The sequence below is a fragment of the Pseudomonas corrugata genome (genome assembly GCF_050920615.1).
Classification (GTDB): Bacteria; Pseudomonadota; Gammaproteobacteria; order Pseudomonadales; family Pseudomonadaceae; genus Aquipseudomonas; species Aquipseudomonas corrugata.
This window is the reverse complement of sequence record NZ_CP130434.1, coordinates 5511003-5536621: the sequence shown is the minus strand read 5'-3', so window position 1 is coordinate 5536621 and position 25619 is coordinate 5511003. Positions and strand designations below refer to the sequence as shown.

27 protein-coding genes are annotated in these 25619 nt (G+C 60.2%); 16 read left to right on the top strand and 11 right to left on the bottom strand.

Translation table 11 applies throughout. The annotated features are described in order from the left end of the window. Window positions 1-21: 21 nt before the first annotated feature. The 6 genes from QZH45_RS24700 (at window position 22) to QZH45_RS24675 (ending at window position 4171) form a co-directional block, all read left to right on the top strand. Window positions 22-228 (top strand): hypothetical protein, encoded by a 207-nt coding sequence (locus tag QZH45_RS24700; protein ID WP_155514778.1) that lies wholly within the window; start codon window positions 22-24, stop codon window positions 226-228. 86 nt (window positions 229-314) lie between these two features. Continuing rightward, window positions 315-1709, top strand: a complete 1395-nt coding sequence (locus tag QZH45_RS24695) for a PhoH family protein (RefSeq protein ID WP_024777615.1) — start codon at window positions 315-317, stop codon at window positions 1707-1709. Window positions 1710-1993: 284 nt separating this feature from the next. Further along, on the top strand, window positions 1994-2467 hold the full coding sequence (moaC, locus tag QZH45_RS24690) for a cyclic pyranopterin monophosphate synthase MoaC (protein WP_024777617.1): 474 nt from the start codon (window positions 1994-1996) through the stop codon (window positions 2465-2467). After that, window positions 2464-2706 carry a molybdopterin converting factor subunit 1 gene (moaD, locus tag QZH45_RS24685; RefSeq protein ID WP_024777618.1) on the top strand — a complete coding sequence of 81 codons (243 nt, stop codon included), beginning with the start codon at window positions 2464-2466 and terminating at the stop codon, window positions 2704-2706. The genes moaC and moaD overlap by 4 nt, the downstream gene beginning before the upstream one ends. A 3-nt stretch (window positions 2707-2709) precedes the next feature. Then, the gene (gene moaE / locus QZH45_RS24680; protein ID WP_024777619.1) at window positions 2710-3162 is read left to right on the top strand and encodes a molybdopterin synthase catalytic subunit MoaE; all 453 of its coding nucleotides are present in this window, start codon (window positions 2710-2712) and stop codon (window positions 3160-3162) included. Window positions 3163-3394: 232 nt separating this feature from the next. Further along, window positions 3395-4171 (top strand): ABC transporter substrate-binding protein, encoded by a 777-nt coding sequence (locus QZH45_RS24675; RefSeq protein WP_055135454.1) that lies wholly within the window; start codon window positions 3395-3397, stop codon window positions 4169-4171. Between the two features lie 99 nt (window positions 4172-4270). Here QZH45_RS24675 and QZH45_RS24670 read toward each other — a convergent pair whose 3' ends face one another. From QZH45_RS24670 to QZH45_RS24650, 5 genes are all read right to left on the bottom strand, one after another. Continuing rightward, window positions 4271-4897, bottom strand: a complete 627-nt coding sequence (locus QZH45_RS24670) for a helix-turn-helix transcriptional regulator (RefSeq protein ID WP_024777621.1) — start codon at window positions 4895-4897, stop codon at window positions 4271-4273. Between the two features lie 89 nt (window positions 4898-4986). Continuing rightward, window positions 4987-6114, bottom strand: a complete 1128-nt coding sequence (locus QZH45_RS24665) for an NAD(P)/FAD-dependent oxidoreductase (RefSeq protein WP_055135455.1) — start codon at window positions 6112-6114, stop codon at window positions 4987-4989. Window positions 6115-6288: 174 nt separating this feature from the next. Beyond that, the gene (locus QZH45_RS24660; RefSeq protein ID WP_024777623.1) at window positions 6289-7236 is read right to left on the bottom strand and encodes an ornithine cyclodeaminase family protein; all 948 of its coding nucleotides are present in this window, start codon (window positions 7234-7236) and stop codon (window positions 6289-6291) included. A 125-nt stretch (window positions 7237-7361) separates the two neighbouring features. After that, on the bottom strand, window positions 7362-8828 hold the full coding sequence (gene rhlB, locus QZH45_RS24655) for an ATP-dependent RNA helicase RhlB (RefSeq protein WP_024777624.1): 1467 nt from the start codon (window positions 8826-8828) through the stop codon (window positions 7362-7364). A gap of 91 nt (window positions 8829-8919) precedes the next feature. Then, entirely contained in the window at window positions 8920-9576 is a 657-nt protein-coding gene (locus QZH45_RS24650) for an alpha/beta hydrolase (protein WP_024777625.1), read from the bottom strand. Window positions 9577-10050: 474 nt separating this feature from the next. On the opposite strand from QZH45_RS24650, the gene QZH45_RS24645 reads away from it, so the two are divergent. From QZH45_RS24645 to QZH45_RS24630, 4 genes are all read left to right on the top strand, one after another. Beyond that, a complete protein-coding gene (locus tag QZH45_RS24645) occupies window positions 10051-11082 on the top strand; it encodes an amino acid ABC transporter substrate-binding protein (protein ID WP_024777626.1) in 1032 nt (343 codons plus the stop codon). Between the two features lie 65 nt (window positions 11083-11147). Continuing rightward, the gene (locus QZH45_RS24640; protein ID WP_024777627.1) at window positions 11148-12329 is read left to right on the top strand and encodes an amino acid ABC transporter permease; all 1182 of its coding nucleotides are present in this window, start codon (window positions 11148-11150) and stop codon (window positions 12327-12329) included. 10 nt (window positions 12330-12339) lie between these two features. Beyond that, window positions 12340-13437, top strand: a complete 1098-nt coding sequence (locus QZH45_RS24635) for an amino acid ABC transporter permease (RefSeq protein WP_024777628.1) — start codon at window positions 12340-12342, stop codon at window positions 13435-13437. A gap of 10 nt (window positions 13438-13447) precedes the next feature. Then, window positions 13448-14212, top strand: a complete 765-nt coding sequence (locus tag QZH45_RS24630) for an amino acid ABC transporter ATP-binding protein (protein ID WP_003178331.1) — start codon at window positions 13448-13450, stop codon at window positions 14210-14212. Between the two features lie 63 nt (window positions 14213-14275). On the opposite strand, the gene QZH45_RS24625 is transcribed toward QZH45_RS24630, so the two are convergent. Together QZH45_RS24625 and QZH45_RS24620 are read right to left on the bottom strand one after the other, a co-directional pair. Further along, window positions 14276-14758 carry a type II TA system antitoxin MqsA family protein gene (locus QZH45_RS24625; RefSeq protein WP_055135994.1) on the bottom strand — a complete coding sequence of 161 codons (483 nt, stop codon included), beginning with the start codon at window positions 14756-14758 and terminating at the stop codon, window positions 14276-14278. Beyond that, a complete protein-coding gene (locus QZH45_RS24620; protein WP_055135995.1) occupies window positions 14755-15066 on the bottom strand; it encodes a type II toxin-antitoxin system MqsR family toxin in 312 nt (103 codons plus the stop codon). Before QZH45_RS24620 ends, QZH45_RS24625 begins: the two co-directional genes overlap by 4 nt. Window positions 15067-15233: 167 nt before the next feature. On the opposite strand from QZH45_RS24620, the gene QZH45_RS24615 reads away from it, so the two are divergent. The 5 genes from QZH45_RS24615 to QZH45_RS24595 all read left to right on the top strand — a co-directional run bounded on the left by QZH45_RS24615 (window position 15234) and on the right by QZH45_RS24595 (window position 19149). Continuing rightward, a complete protein-coding gene (locus QZH45_RS24615; RefSeq protein ID WP_053191656.1) occupies window positions 15234-15893 on the top strand; it encodes a FadR/GntR family transcriptional regulator in 660 nt (219 codons plus the stop codon). A 14-nt stretch (window positions 15894-15907) separates the two neighbouring features. Further along, entirely contained in the window at window positions 15908-17212 is a 1305-nt protein-coding gene (locus QZH45_RS24610; protein WP_033034269.1) for a CynX/NimT family MFS transporter, read from the top strand. An 88-nt stretch (window positions 17213-17300) separates the two neighbouring features. Further along, on the top strand, window positions 17301-17771 hold the full coding sequence (locus tag QZH45_RS24605; RefSeq protein ID WP_053191652.1) for a nuclear transport factor 2 family protein: 471 nt from the start codon (window positions 17301-17303) through the stop codon (window positions 17769-17771). Between the two features lie 39 nt (window positions 17772-17810). After that, window positions 17811-18134: a GIY-YIG nuclease family protein gene (locus tag QZH45_RS24600; protein WP_024777634.1), complete on the top strand. Its 324-nt coding sequence runs from the start codon at window positions 17811-17813 to the stop codon at window positions 18132-18134. Between the two features lie 79 nt (window positions 18135-18213). Beyond that, window positions 18214-19149 (top strand): glutathione S-transferase family protein, encoded by a 936-nt coding sequence (locus tag QZH45_RS24595; protein ID WP_055135996.1) that lies wholly within the window; start codon window positions 18214-18216, stop codon window positions 19147-19149. A gap of 196 nt (window positions 19150-19345) precedes the next feature. Here the strand turns inward: QZH45_RS24595 and QZH45_RS24590 are convergent, their stop codons facing one another. Beyond that, window positions 19346-19702, bottom strand: a complete 357-nt coding sequence (locus QZH45_RS24590) for a glutaredoxin family protein (RefSeq protein ID WP_055135178.1) — start codon at window positions 19700-19702, stop codon at window positions 19346-19348. Next, a complete protein-coding gene (gene yejK, locus QZH45_RS24585) occupies window positions 19702-20706 on the bottom strand; it encodes a nucleoid-associated protein YejK (RefSeq protein WP_024777637.1) in 1005 nt (334 codons plus the stop codon). The genes QZH45_RS24590 and yejK overlap by 1 nt, the downstream gene beginning before the upstream one ends. A 396-nt stretch (window positions 20707-21102) precedes the next feature. Between yejK and QZH45_RS24580 the strand changes: the two genes are divergently transcribed. Further along, window positions 21103-21387, top strand: coding sequence for an HU family DNA-binding protein (locus QZH45_RS24580; protein WP_024777638.1), 285 nt, complete (start codon window positions 21103-21105; stop codon window positions 21385-21387). Window positions 21388-21474: 87 nt separating this feature from the next. Here QZH45_RS24580 and rlmF read toward each other — a convergent pair whose 3' ends face one another. Both rlmF and QZH45_RS24570 read right to left on the bottom strand, forming a co-directional pair. Beyond that, window positions 21475-22500, bottom strand: coding sequence for a 23S rRNA (adenine(1618)-N(6))-methyltransferase RlmF (gene rlmF, locus QZH45_RS24575; RefSeq protein ID WP_024777639.1), 1026 nt, complete (start codon window positions 22498-22500; stop codon window positions 21475-21477). Between the two features lie 158 nt (window positions 22501-22658). Continuing rightward, a complete protein-coding gene (locus tag QZH45_RS24570) occupies window positions 22659-25505 on the bottom strand; it encodes a valine--tRNA ligase (RefSeq protein ID WP_024777640.1) in 2847 nt (948 codons plus the stop codon). Between the last annotated feature and the right edge of the window lie 114 nt (window positions 25506-25619).

Genomic DNA, 25619 nt, shown 5'->3' with positions numbered 1-25619 from the left:
TGGGGAAAAGGAAAAAAAGCGGTGCGCATTCATGACGACCCGACTTCCGACTTTAACGGCGTAGCGGCGGTACGCCAAGGGCTTTTCGTCACTCTGAAAAATAAACTTCAAAAAAGCGTCAAAGTGCTTTTTCCTGTCATGGGTTTTGGAGTATCAAGAAGTCAGACCGCCGAAACCTGCAACACAGGTGGCGTCTTCCAAGACCCAGTTTGTGTGCAGTTCACCTGAATCCTCGCGGGTGAATTCGGTGGCTACCTCGAGGCGCAGCACTGTCATGGTATTGCGTCGAATGGCCCCCACAAAGGTGACCGAGTATGGATGACCACGGACGTAGCCCTTCCTCCAACCAGCCAATCCTCTATGTACTCGATACCAACGTATTGATCCACGATCCAAACGCACTGCTGAATTTCGAAGAACACCACGTTGCCATTCCGATGACCGTGCTCGAGGAGCTGGATAAGCTCAAGAGCGGCCATCACAGCGTCGCGGCCGAATGCCGGCAGGCGATCCGCCTGATCGACAAGACCCTGGGGGATGCGTCTCCCGAAGATGTCGAGCTGGGTGTGCCGATCCAGCGTGGCAAAGGCGGCCCCAAGGGCCTGCTCTCGATCCTGATGAGCAAGCGCACCGAACCCAACCTTGTACTGCCCGAACACCTGAACGACAACATCATCATCAACCAGTTGATCGACCTGCACGCGCGCAACCAGGATCGTGCTGTGGTGCTGGTGACCAAAGACATCAACATGCGTCTCAAGGCCCGAGCCTGCGGGATTGCAGCGGAGGATTACAGCACCGACCAATTGGTCGACGACGTGTCGCTGTTGCCCAACGGCTACCACACCATGACCGGCTCCTTCTGGGACCGTGTGAGCAAGGTCGATACCCGCCAGGACCATGGTCGCACCTGGCACCAGGTGCAACTGATCGACAACCTGCCGGCGGTGCACATCAATGAGTTCATCATCGACGAACAAGGGTTTGTCGGCTGGATCAAGGAGATCGAAGAGGACAAGCTGCTGATTCTCGATTTGCATCAGGAGCCCTTGCTGCATCAGGAAGCCTGGGGCCTGAAGCCCCGTGACATCTACCAGAGCCTGGCCCTGTTCGCCTTGCTCGACCCGGATATCCACCTGGTCAACCTGTCCGGCGCGGCCGGTTCCGGCAAGACCATCCTGGCCTTGGCTGCCGCCATCGAGCAGACCATGGTCAGCAAGCGTTACCGGCGCATTATCGCCACACGCAGCGTGCAGGGCCTGGACCAGGAAATCGGCTTCCTGCCCGGCACCGAAGCGGAAAAGATGGAGCCCTGGCTGGGGGCCATTACCGACAACCTCGAAGCCTTGCATATGGATGACGAGAGCACCCATGGCAGCGTCGACTACATCCTCAGCAAGGTGCCGTTGCAGTTCAAATCCCTCAACTACATCCGGGGCCGCAGCTTCCAGCAGAGCCTGATCCTGATCGACGAATGCCAGAACCTCACCCCGCACCAGATGAAAACCATCATCACCCGTGCCGGCGCCGGTTCCAAAGTGGTGTGCCTGGGTAACCTGGCGCAGATCGATACCCCTTACCTGTCCGCGACCAGTTCCGGGCTGACCTACCTGACCGAACGCTTCAAGGACTTCCCCAACGGGGTCCACATCACGCTGCAGGGCGTACCGCGCTCGATCCTGGCCGAATACGCCGAATCCCATCTGTAACCCTTGATGAAGCCGGGCGACCTTGTGGTCGCCCGGTTCCTGAACACGACAAATAACCCTGTGAGCGAGCCTGCTGTGGGAGCAAGGCTTGCTCGCGATAAAGACACCGCGATTTCTGACAGACCGCATCAACTTCATCGCGGGCAAGCCTTGCTCCCACAGCAAGCTCTACTTCAGCGAGTTCAGCGAGCCGGCTCTCATAGGAAAGAGCAGGTGCGACAATCAGGCGTGCCGGAATTTGACTCACGGGTTTACAATCGACGCTCCTGATCAGGAGTAACCTCGTGCTGACCCATCTCGATTCCCAAGGTCGCGCCAACATGGTCGACGTGACCGACAAGGCCGTGACGTTCCGTGAGGCCACCGCCGAAGCTTTTGTGCGTATGTTGCCTGCTACGCTGCAGATGATCGTCAGCGGCGGTCACCCCAAGGGCGATGTGTTCGCCGTCGCACGCATTGCCGGCATCCAGGCGGCGAAAAAAACCAGCGATCTGATTCCGCTCTGTCATCCGCTGATGCTCACCGGCGTCAAGGTCGAGCTCAATGCCGAAGGGGAGGATCGGGTGCGCATCGTTGCCCGTTGCAAGCTCTCGGGACAGACAGGGGTGGAGATGGAAGCCCTGACCGCCGCCAGTGTCGCCGCGCTGACCATCTATGACATGTGCAAGGCCGTGGACCGGGGCATGACCATTGAAGGGGTGCGGGTGCTGGAAAAGCTCGGCGGCAAGAGTGGTCATTTCCAGGCGGACGCGTCATGAAAATCCATGTGAAGTTCTTTGCCCGTTACCGCGAGGCCGTGGGCATGGACGCTTTGAGCGTCGATGGTAAATTCACTAAGGTCGACGACGTTCGCGCGCTGTTGGCGGATCGCCAGGGCTTCGACGTGTTGAGCGAGCAGAACCTGATGTGCGCCCGCAACGAAGAGTTGTGCCAGCTTGATGAACCGCTGGTGGATGGTGACGAAGTCGCGTTCTTCCCCACGGTGACCGGAGGCTGACTCATGGCGATTCGTGTACAGGCCGACCCGTTCGATCCGGGTGCCGAAGTCAACGCAATGCACGCGGCCAATGTCGGCGTGGGCGCGGTGGTGAGTTTTGTCGGCTACGTGCGGGACTTCAATGACGGCCTGGATGTGTCCGGGATGTTCCTGGAGCACTACCCGGGCATGACCGAGAAAGCCCTGGGCAAGATTGCCGTCGAGGCGCAGCAGCGCTGGCCACTGCTGAAGCTGGAAGTGCTGCACCGCATCGGTGCCCTGGAACCGGGCGAGCCCATCGTTTTCGTCGCGGCCGCCAGCGCCCATCGCCAGGCGGCATTCGACGCCTGCGCCTTTGTCATGGACTACCTCAAGACCCGTGCTCCGTTCTGGAAAAAGGAGAACACCGCGGATGGCCCGCGCTGGGTCGAGGGGCGGGACAGTGATCATGCGGCGGCGGATCGCTGGAAACAGTAGACCTTTCTTCGTTAGCTGATAGTCCGCCATCGCGAGCAGGCTCGCTTCCACATCGGATCTGTGCAGCCGCTCCTTTGTGGGAGCGAGCCTGCTCGCGATGGGGCCATCAGCTTTCCATCATTTCTTCAATTGACGATGTGTACATTAAAGTCCAGTATGGATTTATAAGTACATAATTAGTCACGCCTGTTTTTTCTCTGCCAAACCAACAACAACCCGCGAGAGAACAATCATGAAGAAATTCCCCCTTGTCACTGGCCTGGCCCTGAGCCTGCTGGCCTCCGGCAGCCTGTTCGCCGCAGAGAAGACCCTGCGCATCGGCATCGAAGCGGCCTATCCGCCATTTGCTTCCAAGACCTCGGAAGGGAAGATCGAGGGTTTCGACTACGACATCGGCAATGCGTTGTGCATGCAGATGAAGGTCAAGTGCGAATGGGTCGAAGGTGAGTTCGACGGACTGATTCCGTCGTTGAAGGTGAAGAAGATCGACATGGCGCTGTCGTCCATGACCATAACCGAGGAACGCAAGAAGTCGGTGGATTTCACCCACAAGTACTACTTCACTTCTTCGCGGCTGGTCATGAAGGAGGGGGCCGTGGTGGATGACCAGTACGCCAGCCTGAAGGGCAAGACCGTGGGTGTGCAGCGTGCGACCACCACCGACCGCTACGCCACCGAAGTCCTCGAACCCAAAGGCGTGATCGTCAAGCGCTACAGCAACAACGAAGAAATCTACATGGACCTGGCATCCGGCCGCCTGGACGCGATTTTTGCCGACACCATCCCGCTGGAGGATTTCCTGTCGATGCCCCGGGGCAAGGGCTACGGGTTTGTCGGTCCTGAACTCAAGGACCCGAAATATGTTGGGGAAGGAGCTGGTATTGCGGTGCGCAAAGGCAATACCCAGTTGGTGGCGGATCTGAACAAGGCCATCGACGGCATTCGGGCCAACGGTGAATATCAGAAGATTCAGGCCAAGTATTTCAAGTCGGATATCTATGGTGACTGAATGATTGCCATCGCGAGCAGGCTCGCTCCCACATTTTGATCCGTGCGAACCTGTGGGAGCGAGCCTGCTCGCGATGGCGTCAGTCCAGGCGACGCAACCTCAGCCCTTCAATTCCTTCAAGTGTTTGTACACCGTCGCCCGCCCCATGTTCAGCACATTGGCGACGTAGTTGGAGGCGCTCTTGCCCTTGAAGGCGCCTTCGGCGTGCAGCGCCAGCACCAGTTCGCGTTTATGGTCGCGGGTCAGCAGGTTCAGGCTCAATTGGCGCTCGCGCATCCAGGCATGCAGGAAGGTGTTGATGCGCTCCTGCCAGTCATCGCGAAACAGGGAGTCCGGCTGTGGAATCAACTTGCCCGGCGACAGGAACAGGTCCAGCGCGGCCTTGGCATTTTCAAACAGTGAAATATTCAGGTTGATGCACAGCACTGCCAGCGGCCGACCTTCGACATCGCGCAGGACGCTGCTGAGGCTGCGGATCTTCTGGCCGTCCCAGTTCAGTTTTTCATACGGACCGATGTTCCGTTCGCTGACGTCCTCGCTGAGCATGTCCTCCAGGGACGAGTCATCACCGATCTCGCGCTTGGAGAGGTTGTTGGCGATGTAGTCGACTTTCTGTGTGCGCAGGTCGTGCAGCACCACTTCGGCGTGAGGGTAGAACAGCGTGGCGATGGCGTCGGCGATGGTGTGGAAATTGTCCATTGCCGGATCGGGTTGCGGGGCAGTCATGACAGGGCTCCAGGCAGCGTCGGCGCCCCGTGAAGCAGGGGCGCAGGGAGTGTGCCGCAATCGTGACGATGCGTCACCTTCCAGGAAGGTCAGTCAAGTCGCTCCGGCGACAGCATTGCACTGTTCAGGCCGAAGCGAGCCAGGGCTTCGGGCAGTGGTTCGCCGCGTACCAGCGCTGCGCTGGCCTGGCCCATCGCCGGAGAGGTCTGGATGCCATAGCCGCCCTGGGCGGCGACCCAGAAGAATCCGGGTAACTGTGGGTCGAAACCGGACACCAGATCACCGTCGTTGACAAAGCTGCGCAACCCGGCCCAAGTGCGGGTCGGGCGGCGAATGCTCAGGGTGGTGGCTTCTTCGATCTGGTAGATCCCCAGGGCGATATCCAGTTCTTCCGGTTGTACATCATGTGGCTCCACCGGATCGGCATTGGCCGGCGAACCCAGGAGCATGCCGGCATCCGGCTTCATGTAGAAAGATTCGTCGAGGCTCACCAGCATCGGCCAGTCATGGGTGTCCAGGCCTTCGGGGCCGGCGAAGATGAAAGCCGCGCGCCGCTTGGGTTGCAGGCCCAGCGTCCGGGCGCCGGCCAGTTGCGCAACCTGGTCGGCCCAGGCACCGGCCGCGTTGATCAGAATCGGCGCGGTGAAGGTCCGGTTGGCCGTTCGCACCTGCCACTGTCCATGGTTGTCGCGAATCAGGTCCAGGACCTCGCTGTCGGTATGCACTTCACCGTCGTTGCGGCGGATACCGCGCAGGTAGCCCTGGTGCAGCGCATCCGTGTCGATGTCGGCGGCCGTGGGGTCATAGATGGCCCCGTGGACTTTTTCCCGGCGAAGGATCGGCACCCGCACGCAGGCTTCTTCGGCGCTGAGCAACTGCATCTGCGGTACGGTGGCCTTGGCGCTGAGGTATTGATTGTTCAACTCGGCCGGATCACCGGTGAAGTCCACAGTCATTTCGCCTCGGGGCGTGAGCAGGGGATGTTCGCAGAAGCCGGCCGGCGGTGTGTCGAAGAAATCGCGGCTGGCCTGGGTCAATGCCCGTACCTGCGGGGTGCCATAGGCGGCGGTGTACAGCGCCGCCGAACGGCCGGTGGAGTGATAGGCCGGATGGGATTCGCGTTCGAGCACAATGACTCGGCCGTGGGGGGCCAGCCAGTAGCCGGTGGAGGCACCGGCAATGCCGCCGCCGATGATGATGAAATCTGCTGAGGTCATGAAACTCTCCTGTGAAGCGCGATCCCGAGGTATACGCAGATCCCTGTGGGAGCGTGCCTGTGTGGGAGCCGAGCTTGCTCGCGATGAAGACGCCTCGATCCATTGACCGTGTTTTCGTTCATCGCGAGCAAGCTCGGCTCCCACAGGCTCGCTCCCGCAGGGGAGTGTGGTGTATCAGTTGCGGAGTTGGTAAAGCGCATTCGCCAACGCCACATCTTCCAGCCCCAGGCCGATGGAGCGGAAGAAAACGTGGCGCTCAAGAGTCGGTCGCGCAACCTGTCCGCTGAGCAATCCAGGCAAGTCACCGATGATGCTCGACGGCTCCCAGCCATGCTGTTCGGCAGCGATCAGCATCTCGCCTGCCGAACCTGGGGTGGTCTGACGATAGTCGCAGTACACGTCCATATCATTGAGGCTGTTGGGTGGCACTTCATGGGCGCGTGGCGCGTTGGTGCTGATTGAGGTGATCAGCGCCGGTTTGTCCAGCATCTTCGGTTCGAGCACTGTTTTGGCGGACGAGGTGCAGAGCATCACCACGTCGGCGTCATGCACCGCCGCCGCAAGGCTGTCGGTAATCTCCAGGCGCGAATCCAGGCCGGTGATCAGTGCACGATCCTGTGCCGTCTTGCTCTGTAGGCCCGGCGAGTAGAGGCTGATGTTATTCCAGTCCCGCAAACCCTTGGCGTAATGCACATGCGCCCGCGCTACCGCACCGCTGCCGATAACGGCGAGGCGCCGGGACTGGGGGTGGGCGAGGGCATCGACGGCGACGGCCGTGGTGGCTGCGGTGCGAGCAGTCGTCAGTTCGGCGGCATCGCACAACAACAGCGGCTGACCGGTGCGCATCGACATCAGCAAGGTCCAGGCGGTGACCAGCGGACCCTGCTCGCGCACGATGTAGGGTGAGGTCTTGATGCCATAGACCTGATCCTCAGCCAGCACGCCCAGATAATTGATGAAGTCCCCGGCGCCCTGGGGAAATTCTACCCATTGCTGGGCCGGCTGCACCGCCTGTCCGGTCGCCAGGTCGCGAAACAGTTTGCGCAGGATTTGCGGCACATCGATTTGCCCAAGCAGTGCGCGAGCCTGGGCTTGGGTCATCACATGAGGCGTACTGGACATCGGGACTCCGGACGGTGTCATTTAAACTAATTTGTCTATTATGGACTTTTAGTTTATTCGAGCAATATCCCGGGCAAAAAAAAACGCAGCCATCGAGGGCTGCGCTTTCGGGGGGGCGGCGACTGTCAGTGACGTTTACGCTCAACTGGCCGCAGCAGGTGGGTTGGCGGCATTTCGCAGCTGATCTTGCGGCCCAGCAGCGCCTCGATGGACGGCAACTGATAAGAGTCGTCTTCGCCGGCGAAGCTGATGGACACGCCCTCGGCACCTGCACGGCCGGTACGGCCGATGCGGTGCACGTAGTCGTCCGGCACTTCGGGCAGGGTGAAGTTGATCACATGGCTGATGCCGTCAATGTGAATACCGCGACCGGCCACATCGGTTGCCACCAGCACGCGAATCTTGCCTTCGCGAAAGCCTTCGAGCGTCTTGATGCGCTTGTGCTGGGGCACATCGCCTGACAACTGGGCCGCATTGACGCCGTCGCGCACCAGGCGTTCTTCGATGCGCCGTACTTCGTCCTTGCGGTTGGCGAACACCATCACCCGTTCCCAGCCGTTGTCATTGACCAGGTTGTAGAGCAGCTTGTACTTGTCGGCACCGGCTACGGCGTAGATATGTTGTTCGACGTTTTCACTGGCGACGTTCTCGGCTTCGATCTCGACGACGGCCGGATCGGTGGTCCATTGTCGGGCCAGGTTCATTACGTCCTCGGTGAAGGTGGCGGAGAACAGCAGGGTCTGGCGTTCGCTTTTCGGCGGAGTCTGGCGAATGATCTGGCGCACTTGCGGGATGAAACCCATGTCGAGCATGCGGTCGGCCTCGTCCAGCACCATGACCTCAACCATATCCAGGTGCACGTCGCCGCGCTGGTTGAAGTCCAGCAGGCGGCCGGGTGTAGCCACCAGGATGTCGCAATGGCGGGCTTCGAGGTGTTTGAGCTGCTTGTCGAAGTCCATGCCGCCGACGAACGTCATGACATTAAGGCCGGTGTATTTGGTCAGGTCGGCGGCGTCCTTGGCGATCTGCACAACCAGCTCGCGGGTAGGCGCGATGATCAGTGCCCTCGGCTCGCCCATGTAGCGCTCTTTGGGCGGTGGGGTCTGCAGCAGCTGGGTGATGATGGAGATCAGAAACGCGGCGGTCTTGCCGGTACCGGTCTGGGCGCGACCGATAGCGTCCTTGCCGGCGAGGGTGTAACCCAGAACCTGAGCCTGGATCGGCGTGCAATACGGGAACCCCAGGTCCTGGATGGCGTGCATCAGTTCCGGGGCCAGCTTGAAATCGTGGAAGCGGGTCTTGCCTTCCTGGGGCTCTACGACGAAGTCCTCGAGCTTCCAGGCGACGACCGGAGGTTTCTGTGCACGTTCGCGGCGCGGCTTGGGGGCTTCATTGCGCGGCTTGTCCGGCGCAGGAGCGGAGGCAGGCGAGGTCACCGGCTCTTTTTTCGTCTGCGCAACAGGTGCGGGGTGGCGCGATTGTTGTGGCGCTTCGGTACGGCTCGGGCCTTGGGCAGGGGCGCTGGGGCCAGGCGCGAGCTGCTCGGCCTCGCTCTTACCGAACATCTTCTTGAGTGCTTTGAGCACGGTCATCTCATCGATTGGTTAAGGAATGTACGCCGGCCAGTGTAATGCAAGAAACGGGCGCGGCGTAGTGTGTTCGTCAAAGGCCTGACGTGGCGATTCAGCGCAACCGTTCTGCCAGCCAGGTGCCGATGTCGCGAATCTCCTCGGGTAACACTTCGTGGCCCATTGGGTATTCCTGCCATGTCACGGTGACACCATGCTGCTTTAAATACTCTTTTGCAGTCCGGCCCATGGGATTGAGTACCACTTCGTCGTATTGCCCGTGCAGCGCCAGGACCGGAATGCGCTGCTGGCTGGCGGATAATTGCAGTTCGTCACCGAACGTCGGCGCATAGGTCGACAGCGCGATCACACCACCCAACGGCCCCTGCCACTTCACGAAAGCCGTGTGATAGACCACCGCACCGCCTTGGGAAAAGCCGGCCAGGAAAATCCGCGAAGCGTCTATTCCGCTGGCTCGCTGGCTTTCGATCAAGTCCATGACCCGTTTTGCCGACACCTCAAGTTGCTGCTCGTCAATGGCGCGCGCCGGGCTCAATGCACGGATGTCATACCAACTGGGCATGGCGTAACCGCCGTTGATCGTTACTGGCTGGGTCGGTGCCTGGGGTAGAACGAAACGCGTGGAGTGCAGGCTTTGCTGCAACATTTCGGCTACCGGCAGAAAGTCGTAACGATCGGCGCCCAGGCCGTGAAGCCATATAACACATGCGTTTGCGGTGCTATTTGGCTCAAGAATCAGGGGGTCGGTCATGGCTGTGCTCCAAATCTGTGCGGGCGCGCTCAATCAGTGCGTGATTACGGTGCGTGCCCGGTTCCTCAGTTAATTAGATGTCGCAAAATTACAACTTTATGTCTTGACGTATTTCTCAAAGGCCCAGCGCGGCGGTCTGGTACGGGCTTTGCTTTGAGGATACTCGAGTGATGAATCTTACGCTGCGCGGTAACACTATCAGCTCGACGCGACGCATGGGATATCAGAAATCCGGTGATGGATGTTCGCCAATAGCCGCTACGGGCTTCGCGAACGTGAAGGGCTACAGCCCGTTCGGCCGATTGGTGAGAAGTGGGTATGGCCGCCAATAGTGCACCGTCCTCATTAATAGACTCATAGCGAAGGTCCAGACGTCGGTTGACCCTAAAAAAAGCCAACAAGGGTCGGCAATGCCCCAAAAGGGTGCGACAGGACTCAAGCTCCGACACAACAAGAGCAAAACTGGAGGTTTGAATGAAGTTACTGAAATCCACCCTGGCTGTCGTGACCGCAGCTGCTGTGCTCGGCGTCAGCGGGTTCGCGCAAGCGGGTGCAACCCTGGACGCAGTGCAGAAGAAAGGTTTTGTACAGTGCGGCGTAAGTGATGGTCTGCCGGGTTTCTCGGTGCCTGATTCGACCGGCAAGATCGTCGGTATCGACGCTGACTTCTGCCGTGCCGTTGCCGCCGCGGTATTCGGCGATGCGACCAAGGTCAAGTTCAGCCAGTTGAACGCCAAGGAGCGCTTCACTGCGCTGCAGTCCGGCGAAATCGATGTGCTCTCGCGCAACACCACCATGACCAGTTCCCGTGACGCGGGCATGGGCCTGAAGTTTCCGGGCTTCATCACCTACTACGACGGCATCGGTTTCCTGGTAAACAACAAGCTGGGTGTCAAGAGCGCCAAGGAACTGGACGGCGCGACCATCTGCATCCAGGCCGGTACCACTACCGAACTGAACGTGTCTGACTACTTCCGTGCCAATGGCCTGAAGTACACCCCGATCACGTTCGATACCTCCGATGAGAGCGCCAAGTCGCTGGAATCCGGTCGTTGCGACGTACTGACCTCCGACAAATCCCAGCTGTTCGCCCAGCGCAGCAAGCTGGCTTCGCCGAAAGACTACGTGGTTCTGCCGGAAACCATTTCCAAGGAACCACTGGGCCCGGTCGTTCGCAATGGCGACGATGAGTGGCTGGCGATTGTGCGCTGGACTGGCTACGCAATGCTCAACGCTGAAGAAGCTGGCGTGACCTCGAAGAACGTCGAGGCCGAAGCCAAGTCCACCAAGAACCCGGACGTCGCTCGTATGCTCGGCGCTGACGGTGAATACGGCAAGGACCTGAAACTGCCGAAGAACTGGGTTGTGCAGATCGTCAAGCAAGTCGGCAACTACGGTGAAATGTTCGAGCGCAACCTCGGCAAAGGCACCCCGCTGGAAATCGACCGCGGCCTGAATGCGCTGTGGAACGCTGGCGGCATCCAATACGCACCACCAGTGCGCTGATGGTTCTGTCACCCGGTGGGCCAACCACCGGGTGATGTTCTGTTCCATTCTTTGCGGGGCACTTCATGCAAAATTCAATCGGCGCACCAAAGCAGAGGCTCGGCCTCAGCGATCCAAAAGTGCGTGCGTGGGTATTTCAGATCGTCACTGTCGTGACGGTTATCGCGCTGGGCTGGTTCCTGTTCGACAATACACAGACCAATCTCCAGCATCGGGGCATCACGTCCGGTTTCGACTTCCTGGAACGCAGTGCCGGGTTCGGCATCGCTCAACATCTGATCGATTACACTGAAGCGGACAGCTATGCCCGCGTCTTTGTCATCGGTTTGCTAAACACGTTGCTGGTGACCTTCATCGGGGTGATCCTGGCGACTATCCTCGGCTTCATCATCGGTGTCGCGCGCTTGTCGCAGAACTGGATCATCTCCAAGCTGGCGACCGTTTACGTGGAGGTTTTCCGTAACATCCCGCCGCTGCTGCAGATCCTGTTCTGGTACTTCGCCGTCTTCCTGACCATGCCAGGGCCGCGGGCCGCCTATAACTTCAGCGACACTTTCTATGTCAGTAGCCGGGGCCTGAACATGCCGGCCGCGCAGATTGCCGACGGGTTCTGGCCGTTCGTGGTCAGTGTGGTGCTGGCAATCGTTGCTATCGTGCTGATGACCCGCTGGGCGAACAAGCGTTTCGAAGCCACTGGCGAGCCGTTCCACAAGTTCTGGGTGGGCCTGGCGCTGTTCCTGGGGATCCCGGCATTGTGCGTCTTGCTGTTTGATTCGCCGGTGCATTGGGAAATGCCACAACTGGCCGGTTTCAACTTTGTCGGTGGCTGGGTATTGATCCCGGAGTTTCTGGCGTTGACCCTGGCCTTGACCGTGTACACGGCGGCGTTCATCGCCGAGATCGTGCGCTCGGGCATCAAGTCGGTCAGCCACGGCCAGACCGAGGCAGCCCGTTCCCTGGGGCTGCGCAACGGTCCGACCCTGCGCAAGGTAATCATCCCGCAGGCCTTGCGCGTGATCATTCCGCCGTTGACCAGCCAATACCTGAACCTGGCGAAAAACTCCTCCCTGGCGGCCGGTATCGGTTACCCGGAAATGGTGTCGCTGTTCGCCGGCACGGTGTTGAACCAGACCGGCCAGGCCATCGAGGTGATCGCGATCACCATGAGTGTGTACCTGGCAATCAGTATCAGCATTTCCCTGCTGATGAACTGGTACAACAAGCGCATTGCGCTGATCGAGCGGTGAGGAAACGCGCATGACATCCCATACTTTCAAACCCGACATGCCCCCTCCGAGCAGTAGCATCGGTGTGGTGGCGTGGATGCGCGCCAACATGTTCTCCAGCTGGATCAACACGCTGCTGACCCTGTTTGCGTTCTACTTGATCTACCTGATTATCCCACCGCTGCTGCATTGGGCGATCCTGGATGCGAACTGGGTAGGTACTACCCGCGCCGACTGCACCAAGGACGGCGCCTGCTGGGTGTTCATCCAGCAGCGTTTCGGTCAGTTCATGTACGGCTACTACCCGACGGACCTGCGCTGGCGCGTAGACCTGACCGTGTGGCTGGCAGTGCTCGGCGCGGCGCCGCTGTTCATCTCGCGCTTCCCGCGCAAGGCGATCTACGGTCTCGGCTTTCTCGTTCTGTACCCGATCATTGCCTACATCCTGCTGCACGGCGGCGTCTTCGGCTTGAAAAACGTGGCGACCAGCCAATGGGGCGGCCTGATGCTGACCCTGGTGATCGCCACCGTCGGCATTGCCGGCGCGCTGCCGTTGGGCATCGTCCTGGCCTTGGGCCGGCGGTCGGACATGCCGGCGATCCGCGTGGTCTGCGTGACTTTCATCGAGTTCTGGCGTGGCGTGCCGTTGATCACGGTGCTGTTCATGTCGTCGGTGATGCTGCCGCTGTTCCTGCCTGAAGGTATGAACTTCGACAAGCTGCTGCGAGCGCTCATCGGGGTGATCCTGTTCCAGTCGGCCTATGTTGCCGAAGTGGTACGCGGCGGTTTGCAAGCCATTCCAAAGGGGCAATACGAAGCGGCTGCGGCGATGGGCCTGGGTTACTGGCGCAGCATGGGCCTGGTGATTCTGCCGCAAGCCCTGAAGCTGGTGATCCCGGGTATCGTCAACACCTTCATTGCGTTGTTCAAGGACACGAGCCTGGTGATCATCATCGGCCTGTTCGACCTGCTCAACAGCGTGAAACAAGCTGCCGCCGACCCGAAATGGCTGGGCATGGCCACCGAAGGCTACGTGTTCGCCGCCCTGGTGTTCTGGATTTTCTGTTTTGGTATGTCGCGCTATTCCATGCATCTGGAACGCAAGCTCGACACTGGCCACAAGCGTTAGGAGTTCTGTAATGAGCGAAGCAATAAAACAGCCTGTGAGCCCTGAAGGCATTATTCAGATGCAGGGCGTCAACAAGTGGTACGGCCAGTTCCACGTGTTGAAAGACATCAACCTGAACGTCAAGCAGGGCGAGCGTATCGTGCTGTGCGGCCCGTCGGGCTCCGGCAAGTCCACCACCATCCGTTGCCTGAACCGTTTGGAGGAGCACCAGCAAGGCCGCATCGTGGTCGATGGCGTGGAGCTGACCAACGACCTCAAGCAGATCGAAGCGATCCGCCGTGAAGTCGGCATGGTGTTCCAGCACTTCAACCTGTTCCCGCACCTGACCATCCTGCAGAACTGCACCCTGGCGCCGATGTGGGTGCGCAAGATGCCCAAGCGCAAGGCCGAGGAAATCGCTATGCACTATCTGGAGCGCGTGCGCATTCCAGAGCAGGCGCACAAGTACCCGGGCCAGCTCTCCGGCGGTCAGCAGCAGCGTGTGGCCATTGCTCGTGCCCTGTGCATGAAGCCGAAGATCATGCTGTTCGACGAGCCGACCTCGGCTCTCGACCCGGAAATGGTGAAGGAAGTACTCGACACCATGATCGGCCTGGCCGAAGACGGCATGACCATGTTGTGCGTAACCCACGAGATGGGCTTCGCCCGCACCGTGGCCAACCGCGTGATCTTCATGGACAAGGGTGAAATCGTCGAGCAGGCGGCACCGAACGACTTCTTCGACAACCCGCAGAACGACCGCACCAAACTGTTCCTGAGCCAGATCCTGCATTGATCGACGCCAGGTAATGAAATAAACCCGGACTGTGTTCCGGGTTTATTTTTTAGTGCCTGGTATTCAGGACGCCGTGAGGGTTTCGAGCTCTTTGTGTACACGGGTCTTGAATTGCCTCAAGTCCGCTCCTTCCGCCAGGCTCCGTGCATCTGCGAGCAGATGGGGGTAGAGGTCAAGCAAGCGCATCAGCAGTATCAATGGTTTTGGCGGCAATATCTCGCCGCGCTCGTAGCGGGAAATCGCGTTATGCCCTCCGCCTGACAAAAGCGATACGACTTCTTTTTGCGTGAGGTGCAGTTTGCGGCGGATGCGTTTCATTTCCTCGCCGATCATCTGCCTGGCGGCGTTGACCAACTCATCACCCACCTTTGCATGGCCTTCCGAGCAATGGGCATCAAGCTCGACCTCCCCGCATATCCGGCATTCCCAACCTGACAGATCATCGACTCGGCGTTCCAGGCCCTTGACGCTCAGGGTTTCGCCACGTCCTTCGAAGTGCAACATCCCCTCCGGGGCGCCACAGCTGAAGCATTGCTGGGTTTTCATGCGTTCTTCTCCTTGAAGGAGATTACCGGTGCACCTCCGCTCGGGCGGTAGGTCACCTTGATGTAAATCTCCAGACCATGTGTATTGGCGTGATAGACGTCGTGCCAGAGCCGATGATCGTTATAGGTGGTCATCGATTTATGGAATTGCTTTCGCTGGAGTCCGGAAATGACCTCCTGCATATCTGAAAGCGTCAGGCCGAGCGCCCATGCGTTGCTTTTTGCCGTGCTGGTGAACGCATTCCCCCCGAGCCGCCTGACATCCGCCTGTATCACCGCCAGCGCGTAATGAGGTGTGTTCTTCTCCATAAGAAACCTTGGACCTCTGCTTCCATAATTACCCTAAAAGGGTAATTTGACTAGTCGAAAAATTTTTCTTCATTTCCCTCCACTGACCGTAGGCGGTTGCCGTCCTACAAGAAGCTGACTAACATGTCAGAAAATTCATCCTATGATTGGATGAAAGGGCGCTTCTAATGACAGAAACTTCTCCAATAATCCGTCGATCATTGGTCGATCAGGCGCTTGAGCAGATGCGTCGGCGTATCAGCGACGGCCAGTGGCCTGTGGGGCAGCGACTGCCCACCGAGCCGGAACTGGTGGCCGAGCTGGGGATCAGCCGCAATACCGTGCGTGAGGCCATGCGCGTACTGGCATTTTCCGGATTGATCGAGGTCCGCCAGGGCGACGGCAGCTATGTACGGGCGCTGGTCGATCCACTGGATACCCTCAAGGTGTTGTCCCGCTGTTCGCTGGAACAGGCTCGGGAAACCCGGCACATCCTGGAAGTCGAGGCCATCGGCCTGGCGGCGATGCGGCGTACCGACGAAGACCTGCAGGCCTTGCACCAGGCGCTAAGCGCCAGCGGCGCGCATTATCACGGCGACCTGGAGCAGTACATCGCCTGCGACCTTGTGTTCCATCGCCGCCTGGTAGACGCCGCGCACAACCCGGCGCTCAGTGAGTTGTATCGCTACTTTTCCAGCGTGATCGCTGCGCAACTGCGCCAGAGCCTCAACATCGCCCCGCGCCATCAACACGTGTTCGACCTGCATACCGAAATTCTCGAAGCCGTCGAGCAGCAAGATTCGCAGCGGGCCAAGGCCCTCTGTCGACAATTGATCAATGAACCCTGAATCCGAGTTTTTCCATGTCCCGCGATCTGCTTGACGCTCCATCCTCGCAAGCGCCAAAGCGCGCCGCCGAGCTCGAAGAACTACTGATCGACGCTGAAGCCGACGACGAACAGACCCCGCAGGCCCACCCGCTGCCGTGCCGGCCCTGGTTGTTGCTGCTTGGGTTGATCCTGGTCGCATTGAACCTGCGTCCGGCGCTGTCGAGTATGGCGCCGCTGCTCGGCGAGGTTTCGACGAACCTCGGCCTGTCGGCCGCCCAGGCCGGTTTGCTGACCACGTTGCCGGTGCTGTGCCTTGGCCTGTTCGCGCCACTGGCGCCCGTGCTGGCGCGGCGCTTCGGCGCCGAGCGCGTGGTGCTGGGGATCCTGCTGACGCTTGCCGGCGGGATTGTGCTGCGCAGTTCGTTCGGCCAGGTTGGTCTGTTCGCTGGCAGTGTCCTGGCCGGTGCGAGCATCGGTGTGATCGGGGTGCTGTTGCCGGGTATCGTCAAGCGTGACTTCGCCCGGCAGGCCGGTGCCATGACCGGTGTCTATACCATGGCCTTGTGCCTGGGCGCGGCAATGGCCGCCGGTGCAACGGTGCCATTGAGCGAGCGGCTGAACCATAGCTGGGCCCTGGGGCTTGGGTTCTGGGCGGTTCCGGCTTTGCTGGCTGTCGTGTTCTGGTTGCCGCAGACCGCTCAGAAACAAGGCGTCCACCAGGCGGCATATCGGGTTCGCGGGTTGTTGCGCGATCCACTGGCCTGGCAAGTGACCTTGTACATGGGGTTGCAATCGTCCCTGGCCTACATCGTGTTCGGTTGGCTGCCATCGATCCTCATCGGCCGTGGCTTGACCCCGACCCAGGCCGGCCTGGTGTTGTCGGGTTCGGTCATCGTGCAGTTGATCAGCTCCCTGGCGGCGCCTTGGCTGGCGACCCGCGGCAAGGATCAGCGCCCGGCCATCGTGATCGTCATGGTCATGACCCTCGGTGGGTTGTTCGGTTGCCTCTATGCTCCCCTCGATGGTTTGTGGGGTTGGGCGATCCTGCTGGGGTTGGGGCAGGGGGCGACGTTCAGCCTGGCGCTCACGCTGATCGTGCTGCGTTCACGGGACGCCCATGTGGCCGCGAACCTCTCCGGCATGGCCCAGGGCTTCGGTTATACCCTGGCCTCCCTGGGGCCTTTCGCAGTGGGTGTGGTGCATGACTGGACCGGCGGATGGCAAGCCCTGGGCTGGATCTTCGGCTTGATCGGTCTGGGCGCGATCATCGCCGGTATCGGCGCCGGCCGGGCGTTGTACGTCGGGGTCCGCAGCGAGAAAATCACCAACCTTCGCTGATGTTATTTTCATGGCGAATGACGATAGTGTTCTCGACAGTGGCGGATTATTGTGGAGAGTCTATTGAAACGCTTTTCGGAGTCCGCCCATGAGTGATGCCCACAACGCCCTGATCAACCGGTTCTACCAGGCTTTCCAGCGCCTGGATGCCGAAGCCATGAGCGCCTGCTACACCGACGACGTGGTTTTCAGCGACCCGGCGTTTGGCGAGCTGCGCGGGCGTGATGCCGGTGATATGTGGCGCATGCTCACCACCCGCGCCAAGGACTTCTCCCTGACCTTCGATAACGTGCGCAGCGATGAGCGTTCCGGTGGCGCGCATTGGGTGGCGACTTACCTGTTCAGCCAGACCGGCAACGTTGTGGTCAATGACATCCAGGCTCGCTTCGTGTTTCGCGATGGCAAGATCTGCGAGCATCACGACAGCTTCGATCTGTGGCGCTGGTCTCGTCAGGCCTTGGGGACCAAGGGCCTGCTGCTGGGCTGGACGCCGCTGGTGCGCAATGCGGTCAGGGCTCAGGCGCTCAAAGGGCTTCGGGCGTTTCAGGGCAGTCGCTGATAAGATCGCGACCTGATTCCCATTTCTGTTGAACATTTCGTGACGACTGCCAACAACACTGCCGACCTGCCTGCGGAGGTTGCAACCGAGCCGGGCAAGCCCTGGTTCGTCTACCTGGTGCGGGCCGCCAACGGCGCGTTGTACTGTGGCATCAGCGATGATCCGGTGCGCCGTTTCGCCAAGCACCAGAGTGGCAAGGGCGCACGTTTCTTTCTTTCCAGCCCGGCGGTGGCACTGGTCTATACCGAGGCCTGCCGTGACAAGGGCGAGGCCTTGCGCCAGGAGCGGTTGATCAAAAAGCTGCGCAAAAGCGCCAAGGAATGTCTGGTGGCGAGTGGGGCGCCGCATCATCCATCACACTGATGAGCCCTCATCAGGTGGGTAGGCCGTACGTCCATGGCGCGCTAAGCTTGCGCACTTCCTCCCTGCATTGGCAAATCTCATGTCAGAGCTGATCCTTCATCATTACCCGACGTCTCCCTTCGCCGAAAAAGCCCGCCTGTTGCTGGGTTTCAAAGGCTTGTCCTGGCGCTCGGTCCACATCCCGCCGATGATGCCCAAGCCCGACCTGACGGCGTTGACGGGCGGCTACCGTAAGACGCCGGTGTTGCAGATCGGCGCGGACATCTACTGCGACACGGCCCTGATTGCTCGGCGGCTGGAGCAGGAAAAGGCCACGCCGGCGCTGTTTCCCGAAGGTCGGGAAATGATCGCTGCATCCTTTGCGGCCTGGGCCGATTCGGTGGTATTCCAGCATGGGGTGAGCCTGGTGTTCCAGCCAGAGTCGATGGCCGTGCGTTTCGCCAAGTTGTCGCCTGAGGCGATCAAAGCATTCATTGCCGACCGCGCCGGGCTGTTCAGTGGCGGCGCCGCCACGCGTTTGGCTGCCGAGCAGGCCAGGCATCAGTGGCCGACGATCATGGCGCGCCTTGAGCAGCAGTTGCAGCGCGAAGATGGCGACTTCCTGTTGGGGGAACCGTCGATTGCCGACTTCGCCATGGCTCACCCACTATGGTTTCTCAAGGGCACGCCGGTGACTTCGCCACTGGTGGACGCGTATCCGGCCGTCTCGGCCTGGCTGGCGCGGGTGTTGGCTTTCGGCCATGGTGCATCGAGCGCGATGAGTTCCGAAGAGGCCTTGGAAGCGGCCCGCAACGCTACGCCGGCTGCGTTGCCGGATGAGCCATTCGATGAGTCGAGCGGGTTTGCAAAAGAGCAGCAGGTGAGCGTCGCCGCGACTGACTATGGCGTTGATCCGGTGGCGGGGGAGTTGCTGTTTGCCGGGCGCGAAGAATTGATCCTGCGCCGTGAGGACGAACGCGGCGGTGTGGTGCATGTGCACTTTCCGCGGTTTGGATTTCGGATAGAGGCCTGCTAGGCAACCCATAACCGGTGGGAGCGGGCTTGCTCGCGAAAGCGGTGTATCAGCCTATGTCGATACCGAATGTACCGACGCCTTCGCGGGCAAGCCCGCTCCCACAGTCAGTTTGCGGCGATCACAGGATTTATATTCATCGCCGATCCGGTGTGGGAGCGAGCGTGCTCGCGATTGGGGAGGATAGATTCGCAGAGAGCTATGTCGCAGATAAGGCCTTGAGGATAGTCTCGGGCTCATACCCGCGAATCAACGTGCCATTCACGTCCAGGATCGGAATTCCCCGACCACCCAGCGCCTCATAGGCCTTGCGCGCTTCGGGGTCTTTCTCGATATCGAACTCGCGATACGGTACGCCTTTCTCATCCAGGAACCGTCGCGTTGCCTTGCAGTAGCCGCACCAGTCGGTGGCATACAGCGTAACGCGGGCATGGCTGCGGATCTGCTGCGAGACCATTTGCGATGGGTTGAACAGCCGCTCGATCTTGCCCCAGTTCTGGTACGCCACCACCACCAGCAAAATCGGCAGGAACTTCCTCAGGACCCCGCCGAGCATCAATTGCGCCGCTTGAGCTGGTCAGTCAGAGACGTCGGCAATCCCTTGATGATCAACGTACCGGCTTCTTCGTCATATTCGATCTTGGAACCCAGCAGGTGCGCTTCGAAGCTGATGGACAAACCTTCCGCCCGGCCGGTGAAGCGGCGGAACTGGTTGAGGGTGCGTTTATCAGCCGGGATTTCCGGCGACAGGCCATAGTCCTTGTTGCGGATGTGATCATAGAAGGCTTTCGGGCGGTCTTCGTCGATCAGTTCGGACAGTTCTTCCAGGCCCATGGGTTCGCCGAGCTTCGCCTGGCTGCTGGCGTAATCGACCAGGGTCTTGGTCTTTTCCCGGGCATCGTCTTCCGGCAGGTCTTCGCTTTCGACGAAGTCGCTGAAGGCCTTGAGCAGCGTGCGGGTTTCGCCGGGGCCGTCGACGCCTTCCTGGCAGCCGATGAAGTCGCGGAAATACTCCGAGACCTTCTTGCCGTTCTTGCCCTTGATGAAGGAAATATATTGCCTGGACTGCTTGTTGTTCTGCCATTCCGACACATTTATCCGTGCCGCCAGGTGCAACTGGCCCAGGTCCAGGTGCCGGGACGGGGTGACGTCCAGCTCATCGGTGACCGCCACGCCTTCGCTGTGGTGCAGCAGGGCGATGGCCAGGTAGTCGGTCATGCCCTGTTGATAATGGGCGAACAGCACATGGCCGCCCACCGAGAGGTTGGACTCTTCCATCAGCTTTTGCAGGTGTTCCACTGCCACGCGACTGAATGCGGTGAAATCCTTGCCGCCGTCCAGGTATTCCTTCAGCCAGCCGCTGAACGGATGTGCCCCGGACTCGGCATGAAAGAACCCCCAGGCCTTGCCTTGTTTGGCGTTGTAGCTCTCGTTGAGATCGGCAAGCATGTTTTCGATGGCCGTGGACTCTGCCAGTTCGGAGTCCCGGGCATGGAGCACAGCAGGGGTGCCGTCGGGTTTTTTGTCGATCAGGTGGACGATGCAATGACGGATCGGCATGGGCTTCTCGGCTGATGAAAGAGAGGAGGGCACGCTCCCCCGAAAAGCGCCCAGTGTACCGCAATCACTGGTTTTGGAGCGCTGCGAAGGGGATTTCGGAGCCGTCCGACGGCCCATATGCATTTTTTTACCGAATTAGCGCAATAAAGCTGACCAAATGGGTAGCTAAGGGCGGATATTTCACAGGCGTTGTGCTAGTTTTGCCCGGTCTTACGCGAAGGCACTGCGTTAAGCATGCATTCAGCATTTGTCAGGTCGAACCAAACCCGGATTTCGGCATCTATTACCCCGACCCGTCGTGGTGATGACCGAGGGTGTCCGGTCCGAAGAGATCGGGCTCGATGGCTGACACTGCACTCTGCAATCCATATGAATTTGATAGGGAAGGAACACTACATGGCTCTTACCAAAGACCAACTGATCGCTGACATCGCTGAAGCCATCGACGCGCCGAAAACCACCGCGCGTAACGCTCTGGACCAGTTGGGCCAAATCGTTGCCGACCAGCTGGAAAGCGGCGGCGAAATCACCTTGCCAGGTATCGGCAAGCTGAAAGTCACCGAGCGTCCTGCCCGTACCGGCCGCAACCCTTCGACTGGCGCTGCCATCGAAATCGCTGCAAAGAAAGTCGTCAAGCTGGTTCCGGCCAAAGGCCTGGTTGATTCGATCAACGCCAAGTAAGACGCTTGAAAAAAAACCGTGCGGCGGAGCAGTCCGGGCACGGTTTTTTGTTGTCTTGAATAAGAGGGACGGCGCAATGCAGCCCATTCAGTCCTTGCGAATCCATCGCGCCTGACGCCAGGCCTGCTGTTGTGCCTCCGTGTGGAAGGTCCAGGCCACGAAGCGGCTCTGCTTTTGTCCCTGGGACATCTCCACCACCTGGCTGTGCATCGCGCCGGCCTTTTTCAGTGCGGCTTGAATCGGCGGCAGGTTCGAGACCTTCGACACCAGGGTGCTGAACCACAGGACCTGCCGGGCCAACTGCGCGCTTTCACCAATCATTTGGGTTACGAAGCGGACTTCTCCACCCTCGCACCAAAGTTCGGCGGCCTGACCGCCAAAATTCAGGACCGGCAACTTGCGCTTCGGATCAGCCTTGCCCAGGGCGCGCCATTTACGCTGACTGCCGCGGGTGGCTTCCTCCAGGGAGGCGTGGAACGGCGGATTACACATCGTCAGGTCGAACTGCTCGGCGTCATCGAGAAGGCCCAGCAGGATCTGCTTGCGATTGGTTTGCTGGCGCAATTGGATAGCCTTCGTCAACCCGTTGGCCTGGACGATGGCCTTGGCCGAGGCGATAGCCGTTGGGTCGATCTCCGAACCCAGGAAGTGCCAGCGGTAGTCGCTGTAGCCGATCAACGGATATACGCAGTTGGCGCCGGTGCCGACGTCCAGCACCTTCACCGCTGCCCCCCGAGGGATTTCCCCTTCGTTATGGCTGGCGAGCAGGTCGGCGAGGAAGTGCACATAGTCCGCGCGACCCGGTACCGGCGGACACAGGTAGTCGGCCGGGATGTCCCAGTGGGCAATGCCGTAGAAGGATTTGAGCAGCGCCCGGTTGAACACCCGTACAGCTTCAGGGCTGGCGAAGTCGATGCTTTCCTTGCCATAGGGGTTGATGATCACGAACCTGGCCAGCTCCGGCGTGCTCTTGATCAATGCCGGGAAGTCGTAACGGCCCTGGTGGCGATTGCGCGGGTGCAGGCTGGCTTTCTCTCGCGGCGCTACGGCCTTGGTTTCGGCGGCTGGTTTGGGCTTCTGGCGTGCGGGTCTGTGGGTGCGAGGCGCGGTCATGGGCGGGTCGATTCGGGGGTGGCTCAAAAAGTGGCGGGTATTGTCCCACATCCCGCACCGTCTTGAGGCTTGCGCCGATTAAATGTGGGAGCGGGCTTGGGAGTGGGCATGAAAAAGGGAGGCCGTTGCGGGCCTCCCTTTTTCATTGCGATATGCCGTTACAGACTGGCAATCCGCGCATGCTGTTCGGCCAGTTTGCCCAAGGCCTGCTCCGCCTCGGCCAGTTTGGCCCGCTCCTTCTCGATGACCTCGGCCGGAGCCTTGTCGACGAAACCGGCATTGGACAGCTTGCCACCCACTCGCTGCACTTCGCCTTTGAGACGCAGGATTTCCTTGTCCAGGCGCGCCAGTTCGGCTGCCTTGTCGATCAGGCCGGCCATCGGCACCAGTACTTCCATCTCGCCAACCAGGGCGGTAGCGGACAGCGGCGCTTCTTCGCCGGCAGCCAGGATCGTCACTGATTCAAGCTTCGCCAGTTTCTTGAGCAGCGCTTCGTTTTCGTTGAGGCGGCGCAGATCTTCGGCGTTGGCGTTCTTCAGGAACAGGGTCAGCGGCTTGCCCGGGCCGATGTTCATCTCGGCGCGGATGTTGCGCAGGCCGAGCATGAAGGTCTTGAGCCATTCGATGTCGTCTTCGGCCGCCGGATCGATGCGGCTTTCGTTGGCCACCGGCCACGGCTGCAGCATGATCGTCTTGCCTTGGGCGCCTGCCAGCGGGGCGATGCGCTGCCAGATTTCCTCGGTGATGAATGGCATGAACGGGTGCGCCAGGCGCAGGGCCACTTCCAATACCCGGACCAGGGTCCGACGGGTGCCGCGCTGGCGTTCGACCGGTGCGTTGTCGTCCCACAGCACTGGCTTGGACAGCTCCAGGTACCAGTCGCAATACTGGTTCCAGATGAACTCGTACAAGGCTTGCGCGGCCAGGTCGAAGCGGAATTGGTCCAGTTGGCGGGTCACTTCTGCCTCGGTGCGTTGCAGCTGCGAAATGATCCAGCGGTCCGCCAGGGTCAGCTCAAAGGCTTCGCCGTTCTGGCCGCAGTCTTCACCCTTGTCCAGCACATAGCGAGCTGCGTTCCAGATCTTGTTGCAGAAGTTGCGGTAGCCTTCGACGCGGCCCATGTCGAACTTGATGTCGCGACCGGTGGACGCCAGCGAGCAGAAGGTGAAGCGCAGGGCGTCGGTGCCGTAGCTGGCGATGCCATCGGCGAATTCTTCGCGGGTGGCTTTCTCGATCTTCTTCGCCAGTTTTGGCTGCATCAGCCCGGAGGTGCGTTTCTGCACCAGGGTTTCCAGATCGATGCCGTCGATGATGTCCAGCGGGTCAAGGACGTTGCCCTTGGACTTGGACATCTTCTGGCCCTGGCCATCGCGTACCAGGCCGTGGACGTAGACGGTCTTGAACGGAACCTGCGGCGTGCCGTCGGGGTTCTTGATCAAGTGCATGGTCAGCATGATCATCCGGGCGACCCAGAAGAAAATGATGTCGAAACCGGTGACCAGCACGTCGGTGGAGTGGAATTTCTTCAGGAACTCGGTCTGTTGCGGCCAGCCGAGGGTCGAGAAGGTCCACAGGCCCGAGCTGAACCAGGTGTCGAGTACGTCGTTGTCCTGCTGCAGCGCAACGTCGGGGCCGAGGTTGTGCTTGGCGCGGACTTCGGCCTCGTCGCGACCGACGTAGACCTTGCCCGATTCGTCGTACCAGGCTGGAATGCGATGGCCCCACCACAACTGGCGGCTGATGCACCAGTCCTGGATGTCGCGCATCCACGAAAAGTACATGTTCTCGTATTGCTTGGGCACGAACTGGATGCGGCCGTCTTCTACGGCGGCAATCGCCGGCTCGGCCAGCGGCTTGGTGGAAACGTACCATTGGTCGGTCAGCCACGGCTCGATGACGGTGCCGGAGCGGTCGCCTTTCGGTACTTTCAGGGCGTGATCGTCGACGCTGACCAGCAGGTCGGCGGCGTCGAACGCGGCAACGATCTGCCTGCGCGCCTCGAAGCGGTCGAGACCGGCGTATTCGGCGGGAATCTGGCCGTCGATACTGTCGTTCAGGGTGCCGTCGAGGTTGAACACCTGGGCTGCCGGCAGGACATTGGCATTCTTGTCGAAAATGTTCAGCAGCGGCAGGTTGTGGCGTTTGCCGACTTCGTAGTCATTGAAATCGTGGGCCGGGGTGATTTTCACGCAGCCGGTGCCGAATTCGGGGTCGCAATAATCGTCACCGATGATAGGAATGCGGCGACCGACAAGGGGCAATTCCACGAACTTGCCGATCAGGGCCTTGTAGCGCTCGTCGTTCGGGTTCACCGCCACGGCCGAGTCGCCCAGCATTGTTTCCGGCCGGGTGGTGGCGACGATCAGGTAGCCCTTGCCTTCGGCGGTCTTGGCGCCGTCGGCCAACGGGTACTTCAGGTTCCACAGGAAACCTTTCTCGTCATGGTTTTCCACTTCGAGGTCGGAAATGGCGGTGTGCAGCTTGGTGTCCCAGTTGACCAGGCGCTTGCCGCGGTAGATCAGGCCATCTTCATGCAGACGCACGAAGGCTTCCTTCACCGCTTCCGAGAGGCCATCGTCCATGGTGAAGCGCTCGCGGCTCCAGTCCACGGACGAGCCGAGGCGACGGATCTGACGGCTGATGTTGCCACCGGACTCGTCTTTCCATTCCCAGACTTTTTCGAGAAATTTCTCGCGGCCCAGGTCGTGGCGATTCTGGCCCTGGGCTTCGAGGCGGCGTTCCACCAGCATTTGAGTGGCGATACCGGCGTGGTCGGTGCCCGGCTGCCACAAGGTGTTGCGACCCTGCATGCGTCGGAAGCGGATCAGGGCGTCCATGATCGCATTATTGAAGCCGTGGCCCATGTGCAGGCTGCCGGTGACGTTCGGCGGCGGGATCATGATGGTGTAGGAATCGCCCGCGCCTTGCGGAGCGAAATAATTCTCGGACTCCCAGGTGTTGTACCAGGAAGTTTCAATGGCGTGCGGCTGGTAGGTCTTATCCATGCGCGGCGGGACCCTATTGGCATTTATTCAGGAAAAGCCGGGAAGTATAGCGGGCGGGGCAGATGCAAGCCACTGGCGGGAGGCGCCGGGCGCAGAGTTTGTGGACACCGTTGA

Bases quoted from the DNA above. Each gene is read 5' to 3' on its own strand.
- QZH45_RS24695 (WP_024777615.1), top strand. From the start codon at position 315: ATGGATGACCACGGACGTAGCCCTTCCTCCAACCAGCCAATCCTCTAT.
- moaD (WP_024777618.1), top strand. From the start codon at position 2,464: ATGAAAATCCATGTGAAGTTCTTTGCCCGTTACCGCGAGGCCGTGGGC.
- moaE (WP_024777619.1), top strand. From the start codon at position 2,710: ATGGCGATTCGTGTACAGGCCGACCCGTTCGATCCGGGTGCCGAAGTC.
- QZH45_RS24675 (WP_055135454.1), top strand. From the start codon at position 3,395: ATGAAGAAATTCCCCCTTGTCACTGGCCTGGCCCTGAGCCTGCTGGCC.
- QZH45_RS24670 (WP_024777621.1), bottom strand. From the start codon at position 4,897: ATGACTGCCCCGCAACCCGATCCGGCAATGGACAATTTCCACACCATC.
- QZH45_RS24665 (WP_055135455.1), bottom strand. From the start codon at position 6,114: ATGACCTCAGCAGATTTCATCATCATCGGCGGCGGCATTGCCGGTGCC.
- QZH45_RS24660 (WP_024777623.1), bottom strand. From the start codon at position 7,236: ATGTCCAGTACGCCTCATGTGATGACCCAAGCCCAGGCTCGCGCACTG.
- rhlB (WP_024777624.1), bottom strand. From the start codon at position 8,828: ATGACCGTGCTCAAAGCACTCAAGAAGATGTTCGGTAAGAGCGAGGCC.
- QZH45_RS24650 (WP_024777625.1), bottom strand. From the start codon at position 9,576: ATGACCGACCCCCTGATTCTTGAGCCAAATAGCACCGCAAACGCATGT.
- QZH45_RS24645 (WP_024777626.1), top strand. From the start codon at position 10,051: ATGAAGTTACTGAAATCCACCCTGGCTGTCGTGACCGCAGCTGCTGTG.
- QZH45_RS24640 (WP_024777627.1), top strand. From the start codon at position 11,148: ATGCAAAATTCAATCGGCGCACCAAAGCAGAGGCTCGGCCTCAGCGAT.
- QZH45_RS24635 (WP_024777628.1), top strand. From the start codon at position 12,340: ATGACATCCCATACTTTCAAACCCGACATGCCCCCTCCGAGCAGTAGC.
- QZH45_RS24630 (WP_003178331.1), top strand. From the start codon at position 13,448: ATGAGCGAAGCAATAAAACAGCCTGTGAGCCCTGAAGGCATTATTCAG.
- QZH45_RS24625 (WP_055135994.1), bottom strand. From the start codon at position 14,758: ATGAAAACCCAGCAATGCTTCAGCTGTGGCGCCCCGGAGGGGATGTTG.
- QZH45_RS24620 (WP_055135995.1), bottom strand. From the start codon at position 15,066: ATGGAGAAGAACACACCTCATTACGCGCTGGCGGTGATACAGGCGGAT.
- QZH45_RS24615 (WP_053191656.1), top strand. From the start codon at position 15,234: ATGACAGAAACTTCTCCAATAATCCGTCGATCATTGGTCGATCAGGCG.
- QZH45_RS24610 (WP_033034269.1), top strand. From the start codon at position 15,908: ATGTCCCGCGATCTGCTTGACGCTCCATCCTCGCAAGCGCCAAAGCGC.
- QZH45_RS24605 (WP_053191652.1), top strand. From the start codon at position 17,301: ATGAGTGATGCCCACAACGCCCTGATCAACCGGTTCTACCAGGCTTTC.
- QZH45_RS24595 (WP_055135996.1), top strand. From the start codon at position 18,214: ATGTCAGAGCTGATCCTTCATCATTACCCGACGTCTCCCTTCGCCGAA.
- QZH45_RS24590 (WP_055135178.1), bottom strand. From the start codon at position 19,702: ATGCTCGGCGGGGTCCTGAGGAAGTTCCTGCCGATTTTGCTGGTGGTG.
- yejK (WP_024777637.1), bottom strand. From the start codon at position 20,706: ATGCCGATCCGTCATTGCATCGTCCACCTGATCGACAAAAAACCCGAC.
- QZH45_RS24580 (WP_024777638.1), top strand. From the start codon at position 21,103: ATGGCTCTTACCAAAGACCAACTGATCGCTGACATCGCTGAAGCCATC.
- rlmF (WP_024777639.1), bottom strand. From the start codon at position 22,500: ATGACCGCGCCTCGCACCCACAGACCCGCACGCCAGAAGCCCAAACCA.
- QZH45_RS24570 (WP_024777640.1), bottom strand. From the start codon at position 25,505: ATGGATAAGACCTACCAGCCGCACGCCATTGAAACTTCCTGGTACAAC.